This is a genomic window from Bacillus sp. ISL-41, from assembly GCF_018613235.1.
Lineage (GTDB): Bacteria > Bacillota > Bacilli > Bacillales > Cytobacillaceae > Mesobacillus.
Genome location: NZ_JAGGQP010000016.1, coordinates 186,985 through 209,752, shown reverse-complemented (window position 1 = coordinate 209,752; position 22,768 = coordinate 186,985). Strand labels below are relative to the sequence as shown.

21 protein-coding genes and 2 pseudogenes are annotated in these 22,768 nt (G+C 43.8%); 16 read left to right on the top strand and 7 right to left on the bottom strand.

The window, feature by feature from the left end:
• Nucleotides 1–207 precede the first annotated feature (207 nt).
• Nucleotides 208–1,197, top strand: coding sequence for an aromatic acid exporter family protein (locus J7I80_RS08070; protein ID WP_214737325.1), 990 nt, complete (start codon nt 208–210; stop codon nt 1,195–1,197).
• A gap of 26 nt (nt 1,198–1,223) precedes the next feature.
• Nucleotides 1,224–1,739, top strand: a complete 516-nt coding sequence (locus J7I80_RS08065) for a L,D-transpeptidase (protein ID WP_214737323.1) — start codon at nt 1,224–1,226, stop codon at nt 1,737–1,739.
• A 42-nt stretch (nt 1,740–1,781) separates the two neighbouring features.
• Here J7I80_RS08065 and prli42 read toward each other — a convergent pair whose 3' ends face one another.
• Nucleotides 1,782–1,877, bottom strand: a complete 96-nt coding sequence (gene prli42 / locus J7I80_RS08060) for a stressosome-associated protein Prli42 (protein ID WP_023627413.1) — start codon at nt 1,875–1,877, stop codon at nt 1,782–1,784.
• A gap of 263 nt (nt 1,878–2,140) precedes the next feature.
• Here prli42 and mce point away from each other — a divergent pair, with 263 nt between their 5' ends.
• From mce to J7I80_RS08040, 4 genes are all read left to right on the top strand, one after another.
• Nucleotides 2,141–2,554: a methylmalonyl-CoA epimerase gene (mce, locus tag J7I80_RS08055; protein WP_214737321.1), complete on the top strand. Its 414-nt coding sequence runs from the start codon at nt 2,141–2,143 to the stop codon at nt 2,552–2,554.
• A gap of 2 nt (nt 2,555–2,556) precedes the next feature.
• The gene (locus tag J7I80_RS08050) at nt 2,557–4,107 is read left to right on the top strand and encodes an acyl-CoA carboxylase subunit beta (protein ID WP_214737319.1); all 1,551 of its coding nucleotides are present in this window, start codon (nt 2,557–2,559) and stop codon (nt 4,105–4,107) included.
• Nucleotides 4,108–4,181: 74 nt separating this feature from the next.
• Nucleotides 4,182–5,303, top strand: coding sequence for a tripeptidase T (locus J7I80_RS08045; RefSeq protein ID WP_214737317.1), 1,122 nt, complete (start codon nt 4,182–4,184; stop codon nt 5,301–5,303).
• 373 nt (nt 5,304–5,676) lie between these two features.
• On the top strand, nt 5,677–6,159 hold the full coding sequence (locus tag J7I80_RS08040; RefSeq protein WP_214737315.1) for a chemotaxis protein CheW: 483 nt from the start codon (nt 5,677–5,679) through the stop codon (nt 6,157–6,159).
• A 63-nt stretch (nt 6,160–6,222) separates the two neighbouring features.
• On the opposite strand, the pseudogene J7I80_RS23730 reads toward J7I80_RS08040, so the two are convergent.
• Nucleotides 6,223–6,750, bottom strand: a pseudogene (locus tag J7I80_RS23730) (methyl-accepting chemotaxis protein); the annotation flags it as partial.
• Between the two features lie 414 nt (nt 6,751–7,164).
• Nucleotides 7,165–7,317 (bottom strand): annotated as a pseudogene (locus tag J7I80_RS23725) (HAMP domain-containing protein); the annotation flags it as partial.
• An 807-nt stretch (nt 7,318–8,124) separates the two neighbouring features.
• Here J7I80_RS23725 and J7I80_RS08030 point away from each other — a divergent pair.
• The 3 genes from J7I80_RS08030 (at nt 8,125) to J7I80_RS08020 (ending at nt 11,828) form a co-directional block, all read left to right on the top strand.
• Entirely contained in the window at nt 8,125–9,405 is a 1,281-nt protein-coding gene (locus J7I80_RS08030) for a DNA polymerase IV (protein WP_214737311.1), read from the top strand.
• Nucleotides 9,406–9,536: 131 nt separating this feature from the next.
• Nucleotides 9,537–10,946: an NADP-dependent phosphogluconate dehydrogenase gene (gndA, locus tag J7I80_RS08025; protein WP_214737308.1), complete on the top strand. Its 1,410-nt coding sequence runs from the start codon at nt 9,537–9,539 to the stop codon at nt 10,944–10,946.
• A gap of 138 nt (nt 10,947–11,084) precedes the next feature.
• On the top strand, nt 11,085–11,828 hold the full coding sequence (locus tag J7I80_RS08020) for an alpha/beta hydrolase (RefSeq protein ID WP_214737306.1): 744 nt from the start codon (nt 11,085–11,087) through the stop codon (nt 11,826–11,828).
• Between the two features lie 69 nt (nt 11,829–11,897).
• On the opposite strand, the gene J7I80_RS08015 is transcribed toward J7I80_RS08020, so the two are convergent.
• The gene (locus J7I80_RS08015; protein WP_214737304.1) at nt 11,898–12,632 is read right to left on the bottom strand and encodes a YwaF family protein; all 735 of its coding nucleotides are present in this window, start codon (nt 12,630–12,632) and stop codon (nt 11,898–11,900) included.
• Between the two features lie 185 nt (nt 12,633–12,817).
• Between J7I80_RS08015 and J7I80_RS08010 the strand changes: the two genes are divergently transcribed.
• Complete coding sequence (locus J7I80_RS08010; protein WP_214737302.1) at nt 12,818–13,024, top strand: zinc ribbon domain-containing protein; 207 nt, start codon at nt 12,818–12,820, stop codon at nt 13,022–13,024.
• A 287-nt stretch (nt 13,025–13,311) separates the two neighbouring features.
• Here J7I80_RS08010 and zwf read toward each other — a convergent pair whose 3' ends face one another.
• Nucleotides 13,312–14,778, bottom strand: coding sequence for a glucose-6-phosphate dehydrogenase (zwf, locus tag J7I80_RS08005; protein WP_251027661.1), 1,467 nt, complete (start codon nt 14,776–14,778; stop codon nt 13,312–13,314).
• 292 nt (nt 14,779–15,070) lie between these two features.
• Between zwf and rnz the strand changes: the two genes are divergently transcribed.
• The 6 genes from rnz to J7I80_RS07975 all read left to right on the top strand — a co-directional run bounded on the left by rnz (nt 15,071) and on the right by J7I80_RS07975 (nt 20,266).
• Entirely contained in the window at nt 15,071–16,000 is a 930-nt protein-coding gene (gene rnz / locus J7I80_RS08000; RefSeq protein ID WP_214737298.1) for a ribonuclease Z, read from the top strand.
• A 17-nt stretch (nt 16,001–16,017) separates the two neighbouring features.
• Nucleotides 16,018–16,566: a histidine phosphatase family protein gene (locus J7I80_RS07995; protein ID WP_214737296.1), complete on the top strand. Its 549-nt coding sequence runs from the start codon at nt 16,018–16,020 to the stop codon at nt 16,564–16,566.
• A gap of 93 nt (nt 16,567–16,659) precedes the next feature.
• A complete protein-coding gene (locus J7I80_RS07990) occupies nt 16,660–16,944 on the top strand; it encodes a hypothetical protein (protein WP_214737294.1) in 285 nt (94 codons plus the stop codon).
• A gap of 107 nt (nt 16,945–17,051) precedes the next feature.
• Nucleotides 17,052–17,420 (top strand): ArsR/SmtB family transcription factor, encoded by a 369-nt coding sequence (locus J7I80_RS07985; RefSeq protein WP_285289120.1) that lies wholly within the window; start codon nt 17,052–17,054, stop codon nt 17,418–17,420.
• Nucleotides 17,413–19,548, top strand: a complete 2,136-nt coding sequence (locus J7I80_RS07980; protein ID WP_214737290.1) for a heavy metal translocating P-type ATPase — start codon at nt 17,413–17,415, stop codon at nt 19,546–19,548. The genes J7I80_RS07985 and J7I80_RS07980 overlap by 8 nt, the downstream gene beginning before the upstream one ends.
• A 97-nt stretch (nt 19,549–19,645) precedes the next feature.
• The gene (locus tag J7I80_RS07975; protein ID WP_214737288.1) at nt 19,646–20,266 is read left to right on the top strand and encodes a class I SAM-dependent methyltransferase; all 621 of its coding nucleotides are present in this window, start codon (nt 19,646–19,648) and stop codon (nt 20,264–20,266) included.
• Nucleotides 20,267–20,484: 218 nt separating this feature from the next.
• Here the strand turns inward: J7I80_RS07975 and namA are convergent, their stop codons facing one another.
• Both namA and J7I80_RS07965 read right to left on the bottom strand, forming a co-directional pair.
• The gene (gene namA / locus J7I80_RS07970; protein WP_214737286.1) at nt 20,485–21,507 is read right to left on the bottom strand and encodes an NADPH dehydrogenase NamA; all 1,023 of its coding nucleotides are present in this window, start codon (nt 21,505–21,507) and stop codon (nt 20,485–20,487) included.
• 79 nt (nt 21,508–21,586) lie between these two features.
• Nucleotides 21,587–22,732, bottom strand: a complete 1,146-nt coding sequence (locus J7I80_RS07965; protein WP_214737284.1) for a glycosyltransferase family 2 protein — start codon at nt 22,730–22,732, stop codon at nt 21,587–21,589.
• Nucleotides 22,733–22,768: the final 36 nt, after the last annotated feature.

Below are 22,768 nucleotides of genomic sequence, written 5' to 3'. Positions count from 1 at the left end.
ACAGTCGGCTATACTTTTCGAGTTCGGTCCGCCCAATGAAGTCAAAGAACGACTTCACCGATCGGCCCTCCAGCGCTTGTCGGGGCTGAACGAGGCGCTTGCGCTTTTTGTTCTTGTTTGAGGTTTGTCTGTATAGATAGATCCAGAGTCTTTCGTGTAGTATGAAGTGTTTTGAACAGTATAAGTTTTTTGATAGGAGATTACATTGTGAAATTTAGAATTGGTTATCGGACTTTAAAAACAGCGCTGGGAACAGCGATTTCCATCATCATTGCCCAGTACCTGGGCTTGGAGAATTATGTGTCTGCGGGGATCCTGACAATTCTTTGTATACAGGTGACAAAGAAGCGTTCACTCCAGGCTTCCTGGCATCGGTTCCTGGCCTGTATTATTGCGATGGCATTCTCAGCGGTGTTTTTTGAGGGAATTGCTTATCATCCGATTGTCATCGGGTTGTTACTGCTGTTTTTCATCCCGACCGTGGTCATGTTTAAAGCAAAGGAAGGCGTAGTCACAAGCAGTGTCATCATCATGCATATTTACTCTGCGGAAAAGTTTACTGGACAACTATTGTTGAACGAGCTGGGAATTATTACGATTGGAATAGGTGTGGCATTAATCATGAATTTGTATATGCCGAGTGTCGATAATAAGCTCGAGGAATACCAAATTGGAATAGAAGCAAATTTTAAGAAGATTTTCCGTGAAATCACCCAATATCTTAAAAACCAGGATTCAAGCTGGGATGGCCGTGAGCTGACTGAGACTGCGACGCTGATTGAAAAGGCAAAAGCACTTGCCATCCAGGACGTAGAAAATCATTTTTTAAGAGATGAAAATTTATATTATCAATATTTTAAAATCAGGGAAAAGCAATTCGAAATCATTGAAAGAGTTCTTCCTTCCATCACTTCTATTCCGCAGCATGTTGAACAGGCTAATATTGTTGCTGAGTTTGTCGAGTCGCTATCGAGAGGGATTCACCCTGGTAATACAGTTCTTATTTACCTGGAAAAATTAATGAGGATGAAAACGGAGTTTGAGAATATGGAGCTTCCTAAAACAAGGGAAGAGTTTGAAGCGCGGGCCGCACTTCTTCATTTTGTTAATGAAATGGAACAATTCCTTTTGTTGAAACGGTCATTCAAAGGACTTAAGACAAGTGAGGATAAAAAAGAAGCAGCCGTGACAAACTAATGGAAATAGACCACGGAGGGATTAACATGCCAGTGTTTATTTCAATGCTTCTAGCAGCGTTCGTATTTTCACCTATTTGGCCGCTTGGAACAAATCCGTTGCCTGGAGATCCATTTGTGATTGTGAATAAACAGACGAATGAAGTCGCACTGATCAATGAGAACAGAGTCCAGACGGTGGTCAGCGCAGCAACTGGTAAATCAGAAGAACTGACACCTGAAGGTTTATTTACCGTCACTGTCAAAGCTCCCGACCCTTATTACCGTAAAAAGGATATTCCTGGCGGTAATCCCAACAATCCTCTTGGCAGCAGGTGGATTGGGTTCGATGCAGAAGATACCGATGGCCGAACATACGGAATACATGGAACAAATGACCCCTCGAGCATCGGGAAAAAAATATCCCAGGGCTGCATCCGCCTTCAAAATGAGGCAGTCGAATCATTGTATGAATACATACCATTAGGTACAAAGATTCTAGTTACTTCTACTTCTAAAGATTTTATAGATTTAGGTAAAGAATATGGAGCAATCAACGAATAAAAAGGGCTGTCAGATGACAGCCCTTTGATTTATTTATAGTTATTATAGGAATGTTGATAATCCCATAAGAAGGGTTGAAGCAAGCATAGTAAAAAGCATGATGTATACTACGACCTTCCTGATATTTGGCTTACGCATAAAGAAATCCCCCTTCCAAAGCATATGCATTCTTCCTCTATTATTTTACATCCCCAGGATGATTTCAACAACCCTTTTAGCAATGCATTAATGGGGCTCACTGAATAAAATTATGATAGGGTAAAAATAAAGCAACTTTAATATTATATCAATCATAATTTCTTTATTAACCCCATTCTTCATTTAATTAAGGAGGAATTGTGACATTTTTGTCGAATATTAAAACAGTTAAATATATTTAAATAATATTTGGAGGGAATTACATGATTAAAAAGGTCGACCATATCGGCATTGCTGTCAAATCTATTGAGCATGCCCTCCCATTTTATACAAATGTGCTGAAGCTGCCATTACTTGGGATAGAGGAAGTGGAGAGTGAGAAGGTCAGAGTAGCTTTCTTGAAAGCGGGAGAAACGAAGCTTGAGCTCCTTGAACCTTTATCTGAGGAAAGCGCCATTGCAGGTTTTATCGAAAAGCGTGGGGAAGGAATCCACCATGTTGCCCTGGGTGTAGATTCGATCCAGGAAAGAATCAATGATATGAAGGAAAATGGAATTAAAATGATTCAGGATGTTCCTAAGAAAGGAGCAGGGGGAGCGCTGGTCGCTTTCATGCATCCAAAATCGACTGGAAGCGTTCTATACGAACTTTGCGAGAAAAACGGGGAGGCTGAATAGAAATGCCAGACATCTATGAAAAAATCAATGAACTATACGATAAACGCAGGGAAATTGAACTAGGCGGCGGTGACGAACGGATCGAAAAGCAGCATGAAAAAGGGAAGCTGACTGCTCGTGAACGAATCGATTTATTAGTTGATCCAGGGAGCTTTGTGGAGTTGAATCCATTCATCCAGCACCGCAGCACGGACTTTGGACTTGAGAACCAGAAAGGGCCTGGGGATGGAGTTGTAACCGGTTACGGGAAGGTGAACGGGAGGCCGATTTATTTGTTTTCACAGGATTTCACTGTGTTTGGCGGCGCCTTAGGTGAAATGCATGCAAAGAAAATCGCCAATGTAATGGATCTGGCAGCTAAAAATGGTGCTCCATTTGTTGGTCTGAACGATTCCGGCGGAGCGAGAATCCAGGAGGGTGTCGTATCACTCGATGGATATGGGCATATTTTTTACCGCAACTCCATTTATTCTGGAGTCATCCCGCAAATTTCCGTCATCATGGGTCCATGTGCCGGCGGGGCAGTATACTCTCCAGCTATTACGGATTTTGTTTTCATGGTCGAAAAAACGAGCCAGATGTTCATCACCGGCCCTAAAGTAATTGAAACGGTTACCGGTGAGAAAATTTCAGCAGAGGACCTTGGCGGTGCAATTGTACATAACACGATCAGTGGCAATGCTCATTTCCATGGCCAGTCTGAAGAAGAAACACTAGAGCAGGTTAGACTGCTGTTAAGCTATCTGCCGCAAAGCTATGAAGAAAAGCCGCCGAGGTTAGAGGCAGATGCTGATGATGACTACAGGCCAGATTTAACGGATGCCATTCCATTCGATGCAATCAGGCCGTATGACGTCCGTAAAGTGATTGAGCAGGTAGTCGATGCCGACTCATTCCTGGAGATACAGAAGGACTTTGCTAAAAACATTGTCATTGGTCTGGCCAGAATTAAAGGGGAGGTCGTCGGTCTTGTCTGCAACCAGCCGAAGGTGATGGCAGGCGGACTTGATATCGACTCTTCTGATAAAGCATCCCGTTTCATCAGATTCTGTGATTCTTTCAATATCCCGATCATCACTTTTGAAGATGTCACAGGATTCTTCCCAGGGATCAAGCAGGAGCATGGCGGCATCATCCGTCATGGCGCAAAAATCCTTTATGCTTATTCAGAAGCAACCGTTCCTAAGCTCACCGTGATTTTGCGAAAAGCTTACGGTGGCGCATATGTGGCCCTGAACAGTAAATCCATCGGGGCGGATCTGGTGTTTGCATGGCCGAATGCTGAAATTGCCGTCATGGGACCACAGGGAGCTGCGAATATAATTTTTGCGAAGGAAATCCAGAACAGCGATAATCCTGAACAGACAAGGCAGCAGAAAATCGATGAGTATCGTGAAAAATTTGCGAATCCATATGTCGCGGCAAGCCAGGGAATGGTCGATGATGTCATCGATCCGCGAGAAACACGAATCAAACTAATTCAGTCACTGGAAATGCTCCGCACGAAAAAGGAAGACAGACCAGGCAAGAAGCACGGCAACATCCCGCTGTAGGATTTTGTGTTTGGTGTTAAGATTCAATTAGCGTTATACTCTAGTAGTATATACATAATTGGAGGTCGGCTAGGATGATTAATAACGAACGTTTATTGAATGAGTTTTTAGAGCTTGTCCAAATTGACTCTGAAACAAAGTATGAAACTGAAATTGCACGTATCCTTAAGAAAAAATTCGAGGACCTTGGCGTTGAGGTTTTCGAGGACGATACGACAGCGCAAACTGGTCACGGAGCCGGAAACCTGATTTGTACTTTACAAGGTACAAAAGAAGGTGTAGATACAATCTACTTTACTTCTCATATGGATACTGTTATTCCTGCCAGAGGGGTCAAGCCATCCATTGAAGATGGTTATGTCGTGACTGATGGAACGACGATCCTTGGTGCGGATGATAAGACTGGACTTGCTGTCATGCTTGAAACAGTGCGTGTTTTAAAGGAACAATCGATTCCGCATGGTACAATCCAGTTCATCATTACTGTCGGGGAAGAATCAGGCCTGGTTGGTGCAAAGGCATTAGATTCTTCACTGGTAAAAGCGAAATACGGATATGCGCTGGACAGTGACGGCAAGGTAGGGAACATTATCGTAGCTGCACCTACACAGGCAAAAGTGGCAGCTGTCATCCATGGTAAAACTGCTCACGCAGGTGTTGCTCCAGAAAAAGGTGTTTCCGCGATCACGATTGCTGCCAAGGCTGTCGCAAGAATGCCGCTTGGCCGTATTGATGAAGAAACTACTGCCAATATCGGGCGTTTCCAGGGCGGTACACAGACAAATATCGTCTGCGACCATGTAGAAATCCTTGCAGAAGCACGTTCTCTTATTCCTGAAAAGATGGAAGCGCAAGTGGCAAAAATGAAGGAAGCATTTGAATCAGCTGCACAGGAAATGGGCGGCAAGGCAGATGTCGATGTGCAGGTCATGTACCCTGGCTTCAAATTTGGCGAAGGTGACCTGGTCGTTGAGCTCGCTAAAAAAGCAGCCGCAAAAATCGGCAGAAGCTCAGAATTGCTGCACAGCGGCGGCGGAAGCGATGCAAACGTCATTGCCGGCTTTGGCGTACCGACTGTCAACCTTGCTGTAGGGTATGAAGAAATCCACACAACAAATGAAAGAATGCCAATCGAAGAGCTTAACAAGCTTGCCGAAATGGTTATCGCATTGATTGAAGAAGTAGCTGCACAATAATACGAGGAAGGGCTTCCCTGCTGGGAAAGCCCTTTTTTTCATGGAACAGAAATAGATTTCGCCTCTTTAAGAATCTGAGTGATAAGGAATTTGGAAGACATTTCAGAGAGGAGGGTGTCAGATGTTCATGAAACTTGTTTTAATAGACATTTCGGGGTGGGCAGACCGCCAAAATGTCTAAGAACTACGGTTTAATAGACATTTCGGGGCGGGCAGGCCGTCAAAATGTCCATTAAACTTAAATACACTACCGCTTCAATTGTCCTAAAGATGACTCTAAAAAATCCGATATAATACTTGGAATGATTCACTAGTATTCACCCGGAGTTAAATAGAGTGATAGAAGGAATATTAAATAAAGGAGTGTACTCCAATGGCTGATAGCAATAAAACGGTTGTATTCCAGGCAGGGAATGAAGAATACGCTTTTCCGATTCTCTATGTCATTTCGATTGAAAAAATGGAAGGGATGACAGCGATTCCGCATATGCCTGATTATGTAACAGGCTTAACAAAAGTAAGGGGAGACCTGATTCCGGTCATTGACCTTGAAAAGGTGCTTTATAATCGGGATATTCAAGTTGAAGATAAAACCAGGCTGATCGTGATAGAAACATCGGAAATATCAATTGGGGCCCTGGTGAGGGATGCAAAGGAAATTCTTGAAATTCCTGCGGAAAACATTAAGCAGCCAGGCCTTGTTGCTTATCAGAAGACAAGGTTCATTACCGGTGTGGCCAATTTCGATAAACGCATGATCATGTTAATAGACCCGGAAACATTGATCCAATCACTTGAAGGTATCAAAGAAATAAAGGAATATATGAAAAACCAAAAACAAGAATTACATAACTAGAGCTTTACTTACTTCGTATGAATAAAAACAAGCTGACCAATTGGTCAGCTTGTTTTTTTGCAGCTACAGTTTAAAGCTGGAGAATGATTTCCTCAGGTCTTCAGCCATGTTTGACAGCTTGCTGGATGATTCCAGCAGCTCCTGCATTGTGGCGTTTTGTTCTTCTGTTGTGGCAGCTACCTGTTCGAGGAATTGTGCCGACTTGGAAGAGGCGGTGATTACTTCGGTTGCAGCATGTGCCATGAACTCCATCCTATCGTTGGCATTCATGACGGCACTGCTTGCGGTATTTCCTTTTAAGCTGACTTCCTCGATCGATTGAGCGATATCGGTGAAAATTTCGGCTACCTTCTCGACCAGTTCATTGCCTTTTTGTACGGTTGTCTGACTTTCATCCATAACATTCACTGCAAGGTTCGTCTCTTTTCCAGTCTGCTCAAGGATGGTTCGGATACTCTCTGCAGCACCAGCTGATTGCTCAGCGAGCTTGCGGACCTCCTGGGCGACGACACCGAAGCCTTTGCCATGCTCACCGGCTCTTGCTGCTTCAATCGCGGCATTCAATGCGAGTAAATTCGTTTGATTTGAAATATCAGTAATGATTTCAATGATTCGATGGATTTCCTGAGAATTATTTTTAAGGGAATGGATCACATTGGCTAATTCAGTGACCTTTCCATTGATTTCATCCATCTGTTCGGTGACATTGAAAGCATACAGTTTACCCTGCTCGATTTTTTTCTTCGTGCTTGTTGTCGTTTGGATTGTCTCTTTAAGAGAACCAGTCACTTCAACCAATTGTGAAGAAACATTTTCGACTGCTTCGTTCGTGCGTTCGGAAATCTTCACCTGCTCATCAGAGGCAGAGGCAACTTGCATGATGGATGTCGTGATTTCATTGTTCGCTTCTGTTGTCGCTTCAGCATTTAGCTTCAGGTTCCTTGACATTTCATTTACCTGGTCAGATGACGCAAGGATGCTTGAAATGGAGCCTTTAAGATTCCCGGATAATTGATTCATTGCCAAGATAATCTGGCCGACCTCGTCCTTGCTCTTGGCCTGCAATGCCTTTGCATTCAACTCACCGACTGCGAGTTTCTTGCAGTAAGCAACCACATCTTTAAGGTTTTTACTGATATTGCGGGAGACAAAGTACATCGCCACTGATGAAATGATGAACGCGATGATGATAATGATGAATGTGTTCCGGATCATCGACGCGATTGATGAATGGGTTTCCTTCATGATTGTTGTTCGGTCATCAAGTATCGTTGTCCTTAGCGCATTCAGCTTATCGATGTTCATATCGCGGATTGTTTCAGCCTTGTTGGCAAGACTGATCTGGGTAAAAATATCAACCTGTTCGCCGTTTTTCTTGAAATCTTCAACAGTTTTTAAAATCTCATCTTCCCAGATTTTATCCATATGCTTATCTGTTTTGACAATTGAATTGAACAAAGTTTGGGCTTCCTCTGTTTTTACGTTGTTTTTAAGCTTGTCAGCTGAACTGTTAAATTGATCACTTTCTGTTTTATAGAGTGTCAAAAGATCTGGTTTCGGTTCGGTTATGTAGTCTGTGATAATGATATACTTCTGGCGGAATGTAGCCCCCATTTCACTAATCATGATTGCATAATCACTTTTTTCCTCGGCAAGATCGATCGCATTCTGAAGGTTTGACAAAACAGTCGTCAAATAGATGAAGCTGCCCAAAAAAATGACCATGATGAATGCGAAAACGCTTGCATACTTTCTGCCAATAGACCAATGCTGCATAAAAATTTCCCCCATTTTTCTATATCCTTATATTTTCTTATCGGTTTTTCGGTAAAGATATTTAATGTTTTGGCGCTTTTCTTCACATAATGTTCAAAACTCGATAAACCGTAAAAATAATCTCTATATAGGTAATGAAGGAGTTTTTTTGATAAACTATAAGGGAACGTATATTTGGGAAGTGGGATCATGAAAGAAATGTATCCAAAAAAGGGCAAAGTCATTTTGCATGTTGATATGAACAGTTTCTATGCCTCAGTAGAAATGGCTTACGACGCTGAATTGAAGGGAAAGCCTCTGGCGATTGCCGGCAATCCGGAAGAAAGACGGGGAATAATTGTCACCTGCAGCTATGAAGCGAGGAAATTCGGCGTCAAGACCACAATGCCGTTATGGGAAGCCAAAAAACTTTGCCCGGACTTAATTATAAAAAAACCGAACTTTGACAGATACCGCACAGCATCTGCTGCTATGTTTGATATTTTGCGCCAATACACAGAGGTCGTCGAACCTGTTTCCATTGATGAAGGATATATGGATATCACGGATTGCTCAGACCTTGGGGCGCCTCTGGAAATCGCAGCAAGCATTCAAAAAAGAATTCTTGAGCAGCTTGACTTGCCGTGCAGCATAGGAGTAGCGCCAAATAAGTTCCTGGCGAAAACAGCTTCCGATATGAAAAAACCAATGGGAATCACTGTTTTAAGAAAGCGTGACATCTCAAGGGTACTCTGGCCGCTCGAGGTCGGGGAAATGCATGGAGTAGGAACAAAAACAGCGGACAAACTAAAAAGTATTGGAATCAATACAATTGGCGAATTAGCGGCAGCAAATGAAATCCAGCTGAAAGGGCTGCTGGGCATCAACGGATTAAGATTGAAAGAAAGAGCTAATGGCCAGGACAACCGCCAGGTAGATCCGGATTCTGTCTACGATTTTAAAAGCATTGGCAATTCGACTACGCTGCCTCGTGATATTTCGAATCAGCATGAGCTTCTGAAGGTTCTTGATCGATTGTCAGAGCAAGTAGCAGCAAGGATGAAGAGGAAGGAGGCGGTCGCCACAAGCATTAGTGTGATGATCCGCTTTAAGGACAGGAAGACGATTACCAGGAGCCAGAAGCTGCAGAACCCTGTATCGAAGCAGGACGAAATAGCCGCGGCCGCCAAAAAGCTTTTTCTGAAGCATTGGAATGGAGACCCTATCAGGCTGCTGGGGATTACAGGCACCGATCTGCTTGAAGCGGACAAAGCAGTGAAGCAGCTCGATTTATTTTCCTATGAGCAGGATGCCAAAAAGGAGCCGCTGATCAATACGATGAGCCAGCTGCGTGAGAAATATGGTAAAAGTATCATTGAAAGTGCCGGCTCACAAGTCAAAAAGCTCCGAACCAGGGAAAATGCCGGAGCTGGGACGAGCTTTAATAAGGATTTCCTCCAGGATCGCAGAAATGAGAAAAAAGATTTTTAATGGTTTAGCATGACCATGTTAAGTCAAAATAAAAAGGGACAAACCAGATTGTTTGCACAAGTATAGGTTCATTGTTAAATTAGTTTGTATGAACTTAAATACCTAATTTTAGATAGAAGGGAAGTTAACATATGTCAAAACAGCAAATTGGAGTCATTGGCCTTGCTGTCATGGGGAAAAATCTCGCCATGAATATCGAAAGCAGAGGCTATTCTGTGTCAGTGTATAATCGCTCCAGGGAAAAGACGGATGAAATGCTTGAAGAAACGAAAGGCAAGAAGATCGTCGGAACTTTTTCCGTTGAGGAGTTTGTTCAATCACTAGAAAAGCCGCGAAAGATCTTGCTGATGGTTAAAGCTGGGGCAGCGACGGATGCGACAATTGAGCAACTAAAACACCATCTGGACAAGGGAGATATCATCATTGACGGCGGCAATACATATTTTGCTGATACTCAGCGCCGAAACCAGGAATTGAGCGAGCTAGGGCTTCACTTCATCGGTACCGGAGTTTCCGGTGGGGAGGAGGGGGCACTTCATGGACCTTCCATCATGCCAGGAGGCCAAAAAGAAGCGTATGACCTGGTTGCGCCAATTTTCCAGGATATCGCCGCAAAGGTGAATGGTGAAGCTTGCACAACTTACATTGGTCCGGATGGAGCAGGACATTATGTGAAAATGGTACACAACGGAATCGAATACGGAGACATGCAGCTTATTTCCGAATCCTACTTTATGTTGAAGCATGTGCTTGGCTTGAATGCTGAAGAGCTGCACAAAGTGTTTGCCGAATGGAATAAAGGTGAGCTTGACAGCTACTTGATTGAAATAACGGCTGATATTTTTACGAAGAAGGATGACGAGACGGGAAAACCGCTTGTTGATGTGATTCTTGATACCGCTGGCCAAAAGGGAACTGGTAAATGGACTAGCCAGAGTGCTCTTGACCTTGGGGTACCGCTGCCAATTATCACAGAATCTGTTTTCGCCCGCTTTATCTCCGCCATGAAACAAGAGCGTGTGGAAGCAAGCAAAGTCCTCTCTGGCCCTGAAACGAAGCCATTCGAAGGCGACCGTGAGGCGTTCATTGAATCCATTCGCAAGGCGCTTTACTTGAGCAAAATTTGTTCTTACGCTCAAGGCTTCGCGCAAATGAGAGCGGCGTCCGAAGAATATGGCTGGGATTTAAGCTACGGAGATATCGCAATGATCTTCCGTGGCGGCTGCATTATCAGAGCTCAGTTCCTCCAAAAAATCAAGGAAGCTTACGATCGCGATCCAGCACTGAAAAACCTGCTGCTTGATCCATATTTCAAGCAAATCGCAGAGAGCTACCAGCAGTCTTTACGCGAAATTATCTCAGCCGCTGTCATGAACGGTATTCCAGTGCCAAGCTTCTCGGCTGCACTGTCCTACTTTGACAGCTATAGAACAGCAACATTGCCGGCCAATCTCATTCAGGCCCAGCGCGATTATTTCGGTGCCCACACCTATCAGCGCATCGATAAAGAAGGTATTTTCCACACTGAATGGATGGAATAAGAAAGTTAGCACAGCGGACCTCGTGTTCGCTGTGCTTTTGCATTTATAGAAAGGGAAGATTTTTAAATGCAGGAAGGGTTTTCAAAAGATTCAGTCGAAACCTTTAATGGATGGTATTTATGAATGGAGGGATTGAGTATGGCGGGAAACTATCCAGTACTGCAAGGGGCAGAACCGTTTTATTTTGAAGGGAATTCAGTAGGTATATTGGTATCGCATGGTTTTACGGGTTCAACACAGAGTATGCGGCCGCTTGGCGAGGCATATGCTGCTGCAGGATATACCGTTTGCGGACCGCGTTTGAAGGGACACGGTACACACTATGAGGACATGGAGCAATCAACCTACCAGGATTGGATTGCATCGGTTGAAGAAGGGTTTCAGTGGTTAAAACAGCGTTGTGATACGATTTTTGTAACGGGCCTGTCAATGGGCGGGACACTTACTTTATATATGGCAGAAAAATATCCTGAAATCAGAGGGATTGTCCTGATCAATGCTGCTATTGAGATATCGGCAATGGAGCCAGTCCTCCAGCTGGAAGGAACAAGATTCCTGGATGCCATTGGATCCGACATCAAGAAGCCGGGTGTAACGGAGCTTGCTTACGAAAAAACCCCAGTTCAATCCATTAAAGAAATATTGCCATTTATGAAAGCCGTAAAAGAAGATTTATCAAAGGTTTCCTGTCCTGCGTTAATTTTTGTTTCAGATGAAGACCATGTTGTCCCGCCTGATAATTCGCAAACCATCTATGATCATATCAGCTCAGAAACAAAAGAGATTCAATACATGAAAGAAAGTTACCATGTGGCTACCCTGGATAACGACCAGCAAATGATCATCGATCAAACGCTTGAATTTATCAAAAGAAACACATGATATGTGAATTTCCTCTTGGCTTGCGGATTCTTCCGCAAGCTATTTTTAAAGGAAAAGACACTAAATTCACTATGACTCCGAATAAGAAGTTTTATTCTCACCTTTTAGCCAGGTCCGCATGCAGAGCCAGGCAATTAAACTCAATAACACCAGTAAACTCTCCAATGAAAAAATGTACCACGGATACGGGCCGAGTAAATCCATAAAGCTTGGACTTTTGGGTTTATGGCGTAAAAACCAGTAGTTTCCGTCAGCTGCCTTATTAATGAACAAGATCGCTGGCAGCAGCAGATTGATAAAGAGAACGACTTTAATGACAGAACTGAAGGTTGGATAATAACCTTTAGCCCATAGGAAATAAAGGGTCACCCATACAATCATCATATGGGCATAGAAAAAGTGAAAAAAGCGGAAATGAGGAAAATCATAGGTTAATGCAGGTGTGATGATGGCTTGTGTAGCTCCTAATAAAGCAATGAAAAATAAAAGCTCGAAAAATATTTTCATCCTGGTCAGTAATAAACCAATTGCGAGCAGGAGCCCAATATTGCATAATTCAAGCGGCATTGACCGCCCTAATTTCCAGACAGCATGCTTGTACATCCAAAGATGATTGCTAATCTCAATCAAGATTAATGACATGGCAGTTCCCAGCTCTGCTTTCCTCCATCTTTCATCACTTAATTTCTTTCGGTTCGTGAAAATAAAGGTACTAACCAAGACAAAGATAGTAATGATCGCATAATGACTCGCAGAAAACATATCAAAATCGAAAACTTCATTGCTGTGACCAAACCACTCCATGTTTCCACCTCTAGTCCGAAAATAGGATAAGCATAAGTTATCCCTTTTAGGCTTCTTTTATGTTGGCTCTTTTCGGAAACTTTGCAGCTTGCGAGACCAGGATACCCTCGATAGGGCGAAAAAGTGAAACCAAACTTTACCTGATGCGTAAATGTAATATAGCTTAAAAAAGGGAGTTGGAATACATGAATGGAAATGGTTGTATTAAATGCGGAAGCACAGATGCAGGTCAAAAGGATGTGGCAATGACGGGAACGGGCTTGTCTAAGATGTTTGATATCCAGAATAACCAGTTCACTGTCGTTTACTGCAGAAATTGCGGATACTCGGAGTTTTACAACAAGGAAGCATCTGCCGGATCTAATCTCCTGGATTTCTTTTTTGGGGGCTGAACTTGGATTAAGGCAGCGAAATAACGTAATCACCAAAGAATGAAATTTGAAATTCCAGGGACATTGCAAAAAAATCCCGCCTGTTACCAGGGCGGGATTTCAGTTCTTTTATAGGAATTATAAAAGCATTTTTGGTGTGGATAACTGCATGTGGGTGTCTTAATCCAGCTCCAGCGCCTAGCCCCTCGAGACGTTTCGGTCCTGCCAATGAAGTCAAAGAACGACTTCACTGTCATGCCCTCCAGTGCTTGTCGGGGCTGAAAGAGGCGCTTGCGCTGTTTGTTATATTAACAATTTTCTACATCGATTTCAGTGATTGGCCACCAGAAGAATCCATCCTTCTCTAGCAGCTTGTCTGCTGCGTCCGGCCCCATGGAACCTGAGGCATAGTTAGCGAAGGCTGGCTCTTTGGTATTTTCCCAAACAGCTGAAATATTATCAACGAAGCTCCAGGATAATGCGACTTCATCCCAATGTGTAAAGTTGGTTGCGTCTCCACGCAATGAATCATAAAGAAGTTTTTCATATGCTTCTGGAGTATTCAGTCCGTCAATCCCTTTATTTGAGTAATTCAGCTTGACAGGTGTAGCTTTCGTACCCTGGCCAGATTTCTTGGCATTCAAGTGGAGGGTGATTCCTTCTTCTGGCTGGATATGAATGACAAGCAGATTTGGATTTACCGTTTTTTCTGGCTGATAATATAAATCCATTGGGATATCTTTGAATTGAATCACAATTTTCGTTGACTTTGCCTTCATCCTTTTTCCAGTACGGATGTAGAAAGGAACTCCAGCCCAGCGGAAGTTATCAATCATCAGCTTTCCAGCTACAAATGTTTCTGTATTGGATTCTGGATTCACCATTTCCTCCTGTCGGTAAGCAGGTACGTCTGTTTCGTTCATGACACCTTTATCATATTGGCCCCGAACAAAATATTCATTGACTTCGTCGCCTTTAATAGGACGGAGGGCACGGAATACTCTAACTTTTTCCGAGCGGACCTCATCAGTCGTTAATTTGATCGGCGGTTCCATCGCGAGTAATGAAACCATTTGCAGCATATGGTTCTGGACCATATCCCTTAGAGCGCCGCTTTTCTCGTAATAACGGCCGCGCTCTTCCACTCCAAGCGTTTCGCTTGATGTAACCTGGATATTGGAAATGTACCGGTTATTCCAGAGTGGTTCGAACAGGGCATTGGCAAAACGGATTACTTCGATATTCTGGACCATTTCTTTTCCAAGATAGTGGTCAATTCGGTAGATTTCATCCTCCGTAAAAGCAGTTCGGATTTGCTTGTTCAATACTTTTGCCGACTCAAGGTCATGTCCGAAGGGCTTCTCAATGACCAGGCGCTTGAACCCTGATACATCGGTAAGCTTATCCTTCTTTAAGTGCTCAGCGATTGTTCCAAAGAATTCAGGTGCCATTGCCAGGTAGAAAATTCGATTGCCATTCAGTCCATAGTGGCTGTCCAAATCTTCGGAAAGCTTTCCAAGGGCAAGATAAGAACTTGAATCAGTTACATCATGGGAATGATAATAAAACTTGGATACGAACTCGTCGATATCAGCGTCTGTCTCCCCGATCTCCTTAACAGATTCTTTTACCCTCAGCTGGAATTCATCATTTGAAAGTGAGCGGCGGGCTACGCCTACGACCGCGAACTTGTCCAGTTTTCCTTTTTTAAACAAGTTATAGAGGGAAGGAAACAATTTACGGTTTGCCAGGTCTCCAGTAGCTCCGAAGATCATGATTAAAGCTGTTGGTTTTTCGGTGTGTTCCACAATATAGAACCTCTCTTTTATGTGAATTTAAAGGTATGTATAAAAAAACACTTTACAAATACAAAATTTTATCTGTTTCGAGAACAATTAGCAACTGTTTGAACTGTATTTAGTTTTCTTCCAATTCCATGGAACTATCCCCTTCTGGTTAATTCCGGCGTTTCGTTTAGATGAATAATGCCCGTTGTGATATATTGAAAGGAATAATGATTCTGCCTGCAGGATGACAGGTGTTTTTTTATGGGAGGATGTAAGGATTATGGATGTTTTTTTTCTTGGAACAGGTGCGGGTATCCCGGCCAAACTGAGGAATGTGACCTCAATCGCATTGAAATTGCTGGAGGAGCGCGGAGCCGTTTGGCTGTTTGACTGCGGCGAAGCAACTCAACATCAAATTTTACATACAAGCATTAAACCGCGCAGGATTGAGAAAATTTTCATCACTCACCTGCACGGAGACCATATATATGGTTTGCCGGGACTGCTGTCAAGCCGTTCCTTCCAGGGAGGAGAGTCATTGGTTACCGTGTATGGTCCTCCCGGGATTAAAGAGTATATCCAGGTATCTTTGAAAATCAGTAAATCTTATTTGAAATATCCGATTGAAATCATTGAGCTTGAGGAAGGTGTCATTTTTGAAGATGAGCAATTTATCGTTGAAGCAAGACTGTTGGAGCATGGAATTCCCTCGTATGGGTACAGAGTAAAGGAGAAGGACCGTCCCGGGACTCTTCTTGCGGATAACCTTCAAGCTGCAGGTGTGAAGCCTGGTCCAGACTACAGGAAAATCAAGAATGGGGAAGAAGTCATATTGGATGACGGAACGGTCATCGATCCTGCTGAGTTTGTCGGTCCGCCGCAAAAAGGGAGGGTTGTCACGGTCTTAGGTGACACAAGGGTTTGCGTAAATGCTGCAGTTCTTGCCCAAAATGCAGATCTTCTCGTCCACGAAGCGACTTTTTCAGCAGATGAAGGTGCACTTGCTTATGAATATTTTCATTCGACCACTCTGCAGGCTGCTGAAACAGCCTTGAATGCAGGTGTAAAAAAGTTGTGCCTGACCCATATTAGCTCCAGGTATGACCCAAATGACTGGAAGGAGCTTGAAGCGGAAGCACAAACAGTGTTTGCCAATACGGTTGTTTCAGAAGATTTTATGGAAATCTCCGTTCCTTATGACCATGACTGAATAAAGGGGTGTTTTGATTGAAAACAATCTATCTTGTCCGTCACGCCAGTGCGGCCGGCCAGCCTGTAGACTCACCGTTGACTGAACAGGGCAGGAAGCAGGCGCTGGCACTAATGGACTTTTTCAAGCGAAAAGAAATAGATATCATCTATTCGAGCCCTTTTAAAAGAGCGGTCGATACAATTAAACCTCTTTCTGATTCAAGAGGAATAAGAGTTCTGGAGGATGACAGACTTGGAGAAAGAGTGCTTAGTACAGTCAACCTTGAGGACTGGCGAGATAAGCTAAAGCAAAGCTTTGAGGATTTTGAGCTGGTATTTGAAGGCGGAGAATCTCATTCTGCTGCGATGAATCGAGCCAAATCATTGATTGAGGATTTATTATGTTCAGAACATGAACATATTTTACTGGTCAGCCACGGTAACATGACGACATTGCTAATGAGATATTTCAATGAAAGCTTCGGTTACGACTGCCTGATGGAAATGACGAATCCCGATGTATTCGAACTCGTCGTTTCCAACGAAGAAACGATGCTTAATAGAATATGGGATGACCGAATTTAAGGTCTTTTTGTTTAGACAAGGAACCCAGAGGGAATTGGAAAGTGGTGGAATCATTTCCACCAAACCAACAACACGAATACTGGGGGAATTGTTTTGGAGTTATTACTTTTATTCGGTTTTCATCTATTTATCATGGGTTCACTAGTTATGTTGTTTAGCGGAATCATTACCTTTCTTTTTCCGAGGATGCATTTTCTCATCACAATATCACTATTTGGGGCAGTTGGATTTCTATATGCATTCTTCTTTGAAGTCATGGATCTTGCGATATTTGCAGTGTTCTTCAACATGATTCTTTCCTTGACGGCAGTTGGCCTCGTCAAACTAGGTTTCTACTTCAAGAAGGTTGCCGACCGGCAGGGTGAGAAAACAGCCTAACCTTTAAAACCAGGAGATTTCCTGGTTTTTTATTTTTGTTTGACAATCAAACAGTCATTTGAATAAGATATAATCAAAAGATCATTTGAATGAATGGGGTGAGCAAATTGAAGGAGCAGGATGTCTGCCAGGTCAATTGCGTCCATGACGAAAAAGTGGAACAAGTGTCTGCTGAATTGAAAGAACAAAATACAATTGAAGCCGCAAAAATATTCAAGGCGTTGTCAGATGAAACAAGGATTAAAATCGCATACTCACTATATGTAGGCAATGAGCTTTGTGTTTGTGATGTAGCTGCGGTCGTTAATTCGTCCACTGCTACTGCTTCCCACCATTTAAGGCTGTTGAAGAATCTTGGTCTCGCAAAATTCCGCAAGGAAGGGAAGCTTGTTTATTATTCACTGGTGGATGACCATGTGAAGCAATTGATTCACCTGGCGTTTGAACACCAAAAGGAGTTGGATTTGAATGACTGAAGCAGCGCATTCTGGCGAGAAAACCATTTATCGGGTACAGGGCTTCACCTGAGCAAGCTGTGCCGGAAAGTTCGAAGAGAACGTAAAGCACCTGGATGGTGTTTTTGATGCAAAAGTAAACTTTGGCGCTTCCAAGCTGACTGTTTTCGGTAAAGCCTCTATTGAGGAACTGGAGCATGCTGGCGCATTTGAGAACCTGCGCCTTTACCCGGATAAAGCAGAGATGATCCCTGAAAAAAAGAAACCGTTCTGGCAGGAAAATGCTACGGTATTGATCAGCTTAGTGATGATCATTGCCGCGTATTTTTTTCAGGTTAATTTTGGTGAAGATAGTTTGCTCGCCATCCTATTATTTCTGGGCGCGATTATTATAGGGGGCTACTCCCTTTTTAAAAGTGGAATAAAGAATCTTCTAAAGCTCGATTTTGACATGAGGGCACTGATGACTGTTGCAATCATCGGGGCTGCCATCATTGGCGAGTGGAGTGAAGGTGCCGTCGTTGTCATATTGTTTGCGATTAGTGAAGTGCTTGAAAGATATTCAATGGATAAGGCAAGAGCCTCGATTCGTTCGTTAATGGATATCGCGCCAAAAGAAGCTCTCGTCCGCCGGAATGGCAGGGAATACAGCATCCATGTAAATGAAATAGAAGTCGGCGATATCATGATTGTAAAACCAGGCGAGAAAATTGCCATGGATGGGGAAGTGGTTTCCGGATTCTCGGCTGTCAACCAGGCAGCGATTACAGGGGAATCTGTTCCAGCTGATAAGAGCACAGGAGATGAAGTTTTTGCCGGCACGCTGAATGGGGAAGGTCTCATCGAGGTTAAAATCACTAAACTGGTCGACGATACCACAATCGCGAAAATCATTCACCTTGTTGAAGAGGCACAGGCGGAAAAAGCTCCTTCACAGGCGTTTGTTGACCGCTTCGCCAAGTATTACACGCCGATTATTATCCTTGTCGCATTTTTGGTTGCTATTGTACCGCCGCTTCTCTTCGGTGCAGGATGGAGTGAGTGGATTTATCAAGGGCTGGCCGTCCTGGTAGTCGGCTGTCCGTGCGCCCTGGTCATTTCAACGCCAGTTTCAGTTGTGACAGCGATTGGCAATGCTGCTAAACATGGTGTGCTTGTAAAGGGTGGTGTCCACCTTGAGGAAATGGGCATGCTGAAAGCCGTTGCCTTTGATAAGACGGGGACGCTTACAAAAGGAGTGCCGGCCGTTACCGATTTCAAATTGTTATCTGGTGAAAATTCAAGCGGTCTTTTAGCAGTAATTGCAGCCCTTGAAAATAAATCACAGCATCCACTTGCTTCTGCGATTGTCCGAAAGGCAGACGCAGACACAGTACCATACATGGATAAAGTGATTGAAGATTTCACATCGGTAACCGGTAAAGGATTAAAGGGAACTGTCGACGGGATTGTCTATTATATCGGCAGCCCTAAATACCTTGAAGAACTCGTCGAAGGTGGAATTCCTGCGGGGGCTGCTGAAGAAATTTCACGCCTGCAGTCTGAAGGTAAAACAGTCATGGTTGCAGGCAACGATTCTGAAGTGCTTGCATTAATCGCGGTAGCAGATGAAGTAAGAGAGTCGAGCAGGGAAGTTGTTTCCCGTCTGCATGAGCTTGGCATTGAAAAGACCATCATGCTGACCGGTGACAACAAAGGCACCGCAGCTGCGATTGGCAGCCAGGCTGGTGTATCGGATATAGAATCTGATTTGCTTCCTGAAGAAAAGCTCGATTTCATAAAAGCCTTGCAGAAAAAACATGGAAAAGTTGCGATGGTCGGCGATGGCATCAATGATGCACCTGCGCTCGCCGCTGCGACGGTCGGAGTCGCGATGGGCGGAGCGGGCACCGATACCGCACTCGAAACCGCCGATATCGCCCTGATGGCAGATGACTTGAAAAAGCTGCCGTTCACGATTAAATTGAGCCGCAAAACACTCGCAATCATCAAGCAGAACATCGGCTTCTCAATCGGCGTGAAATTGCTGGCACTGCTGCTGGTCATTCCTGGATGGCTCACCCTGTGGATCGCGATTTTCGCCGATATGGGCGCGACTCTGATTGTCACTCTGAATGGGTTAAGGCTTTTAAGAGTTAAAGATAAATAAACGATTACCCATATTTGGACTATTAAGTCCCTCAAATGAAAGAAAAAAAAGCAAATTTTGCTTAACTTCATAAAACATTCGGGCTGGAGTGGATAATATGAAAAACTCTTGGAATAAGGTCATTTACAAAAGCTGGGCGCCAATTTATGATGCCATTTTCAATGCTGGTCCTTTTTCGAAGGCGCGAGATGAACTATTTAAAGGAATCCACTTCCAGCCAGGAGATAAGGTGCTGTTCGTTGGTGTCGGCACCGGTGCTGACATCGATAGATTGCCTTACGAACATTTGGAAATCACCGCGATCGATTATTCAGAAGATATGCTGCAGAAAGCGAAGGATAAATATCGAAACTCGAAGATTACCTTTTTGGAAATGGATGCCCAACAGCTTGATTTTACAGATGGTGCCTTTGATTATGTTGTTGGAAGTTTAATATTGTCAGTAGTTCCTGATGGCAAAAAGGCATTTGGTGAAATGGTAAGAGTGTGCCGCAAGGATGGCTTGGTGTTGGTCTTCGATAAATTTGCTGAGCCGGGGAAAAGCTTATCCACTATTAGAGAGACTATCAGGCATGTAATCAAGCTGTTTGGAACGGATATCGGTGTATCTTTTGAGAAAATCTACGAAACGAAAAAGACTAATGTTAGGTTGATTTCTGATGAAGGAGTCATGTTTGGGGGGATGTACCGCAGGATTTTGCTAAAAAAAGTTCTATAAAGCTCTTTCAAGCTCCTTGTTTAGGAAAGATTGTTGAATCACAACGACCAGTTTTATAGATATCGACCACATTGTAAGATATATCAGCGGATTCTCGAATATATCGACCACATTTTGAAATATATCAGCGGATTTCTGAATATATCGACCACATAAGCAAATATATCGACCAGATAGAAACATTAAAGCCGGCACCCACTGTAGTGCCGGCTTTAATATTAAAAAATCCATCCTCGTTCATATTGCTTAGGTGATTCGATGCTTGTTCCAAGCTCCTTGGCTGCTGTTCTTGGCCAGTATGGATCACGCAGCAGTTCGCGGGCGATGAAAATCAGATCAGCGCGATCATTTTGCAGGATTTCTTCTGCCTGGATTCCGGTCGTGATCAATCCAACCGCGCCGGTAGCTATATCGGCTTCTTGCTTGATTTTTTCAGCGAATTTAACCTGGTAGCCTGGGTAAGCATGTATTCTCGCTGGTACAACAGCACCTGAGCTGACATCGATCAAGTCAACACCCAATTCCTTTAGCGACCGACCAATGATTACATAATCATCAACAGTCAGGCCGTCGTCATGATAGTCGGATGCGGAAACCCGGACAAACAGAGGTCCATCCCATACGGTTTTTACCTTTTCAAGGATTTCCCGGAGGAAGCGGAAGCGGTTCTCGGCAGTGCCGCCGTATTCGTCATCCCGTTTATTTGTTAGAGGGGAGAGGAACTGGTTGATCAAATATCCATGTGCAGCGTGGATTTCGATGACATCGAAGCCAGCGCGCTTTGACCTCTCGGCAGCCAGCCTGAACGCCTCGACCGTTTCCTTGATTTCCTCGACCGTCATAGCCTTCGGTTCTTTATACTTCTCGTCAAAAGCTAAAGCAGAAGGGGCGATTATTTCATCACGCAATGCTGCTTTTCGGCCAGCATGTGCCAGCTGGATACCAGCGGCCGCACCACTCTGCTTGATTTGTTCCGTCAAAGCTGTCAGGCCGGGCACATGCTCATCGCTCCAGATTCCCAGGTCCTGATGGGAAATCCGGCCTTGAGGAGTAACCGCCGTTGCCTCAAGAATGACCAGGCCCACCTGGCCGACAGCACGGCTTACATAGTGTGTCTTATGAAAGTCTGTAACAATCCCGTCTTCTTTTTCACATGAGTACATACACATCGGTGCCATGACGATACGGTTTTTCAGAGTTAAATCTTTCATTTTATAAGGGGAAAATAATTTCTTTTCCATCGGGAAGCCTCCTTTTATTTCGAAATCCAAAATATATTTTTAGTATAACAGGGCTTCCTGAGGAAAGGAAAAATTGTACTCACCGCAATGTGTTTTTTCTTAATTCCGCAAGCGTATATTTCGTTCCGCGCCAGATAATGCCGCCTCTTCTAAATGTCAGGTAGCTGGCTCTCAGGATGGAGAAAATGAATATCAGGGCAGTGAAGGGAAGGACAAAGAACATCCATGGTGAAAAGCGGGTCATCTTCTTTGTTACCATCACATAAAGGAAAGCCAGGAATATAAGATTGACAGCACTTAAAATGGCGACTGCCTGATTATTTGAAAAAAGAGTGAAGAACGGCACGACCTGGGATACAAAGACACCGAACACCGAAAATAGTACCATGCTGATCCGATAGTGGAGGCCGGCAAAGGTGTTCTTCTCCAGTCCCGCTAAAGCTTCCTTCAGGCTTTGGTACCATTCCACTTCAATGAGTGTCATAGCCGTGACAATCCGCTGCTTGAGACCTATTCGCTTAATCATCATTCCCAGCTGCAAGTCATCATCGGGCCTCATCCTTATATATTCATGTGTGCCGACTTTTTCATAGGCCGACCGAGTGATCATATTGAACGCCCCGATGCCGACCCCAGTCTTCGAACGCGGATTATTGCCGAGCCACGGCCGTTTGTAATACGAAAAGCCAAACAAAAAGAACGCAACAAAGGCTTTTAGCCAGAATGGCTTTGCACTAAGGTTCGGGGCCGCGGTCAAATGATCGAGATCATGTTTCTCAAAATAGCCAACCGCTTTTGAAAAAGCCTCGGTATGGTACAAAACATCAGCATCTGTAAATAAGAGCAGGTTCCCTGTCGCGCGCTGGCAGCCTTTATAGAGTGCGTAGTTCTTGCCGAGCCACCCTTCTGGCAAACTTTCGATATGGATTACTCTGATTCTCGAATCAGAACTTTTCAGGTGTTCCATCATTTTGCCAGTATCATCCTCGGAACGGTCATTGACCAGGATCCACTCGGTATTTTTGTAGGTTTGGTTCAGCTGGGTGCGAATGCTTTGGGAAATATGTTCTTCTTCATTCCTGGCAGCAACGATGACGCTAAGCTTTTGTCCCTGGCCGGCAACCTCAGCCTTTTCGAGGGAATCCATTTTCCTAAAACCAATCAAGGCATCGATTGTCGCCAAAATCCAGATGATTAAAGTTAAAGACAGTAAGGTTAGAAGCAACATCTACACGTCCCTGTTGTTTTTCTCCATTGTAGA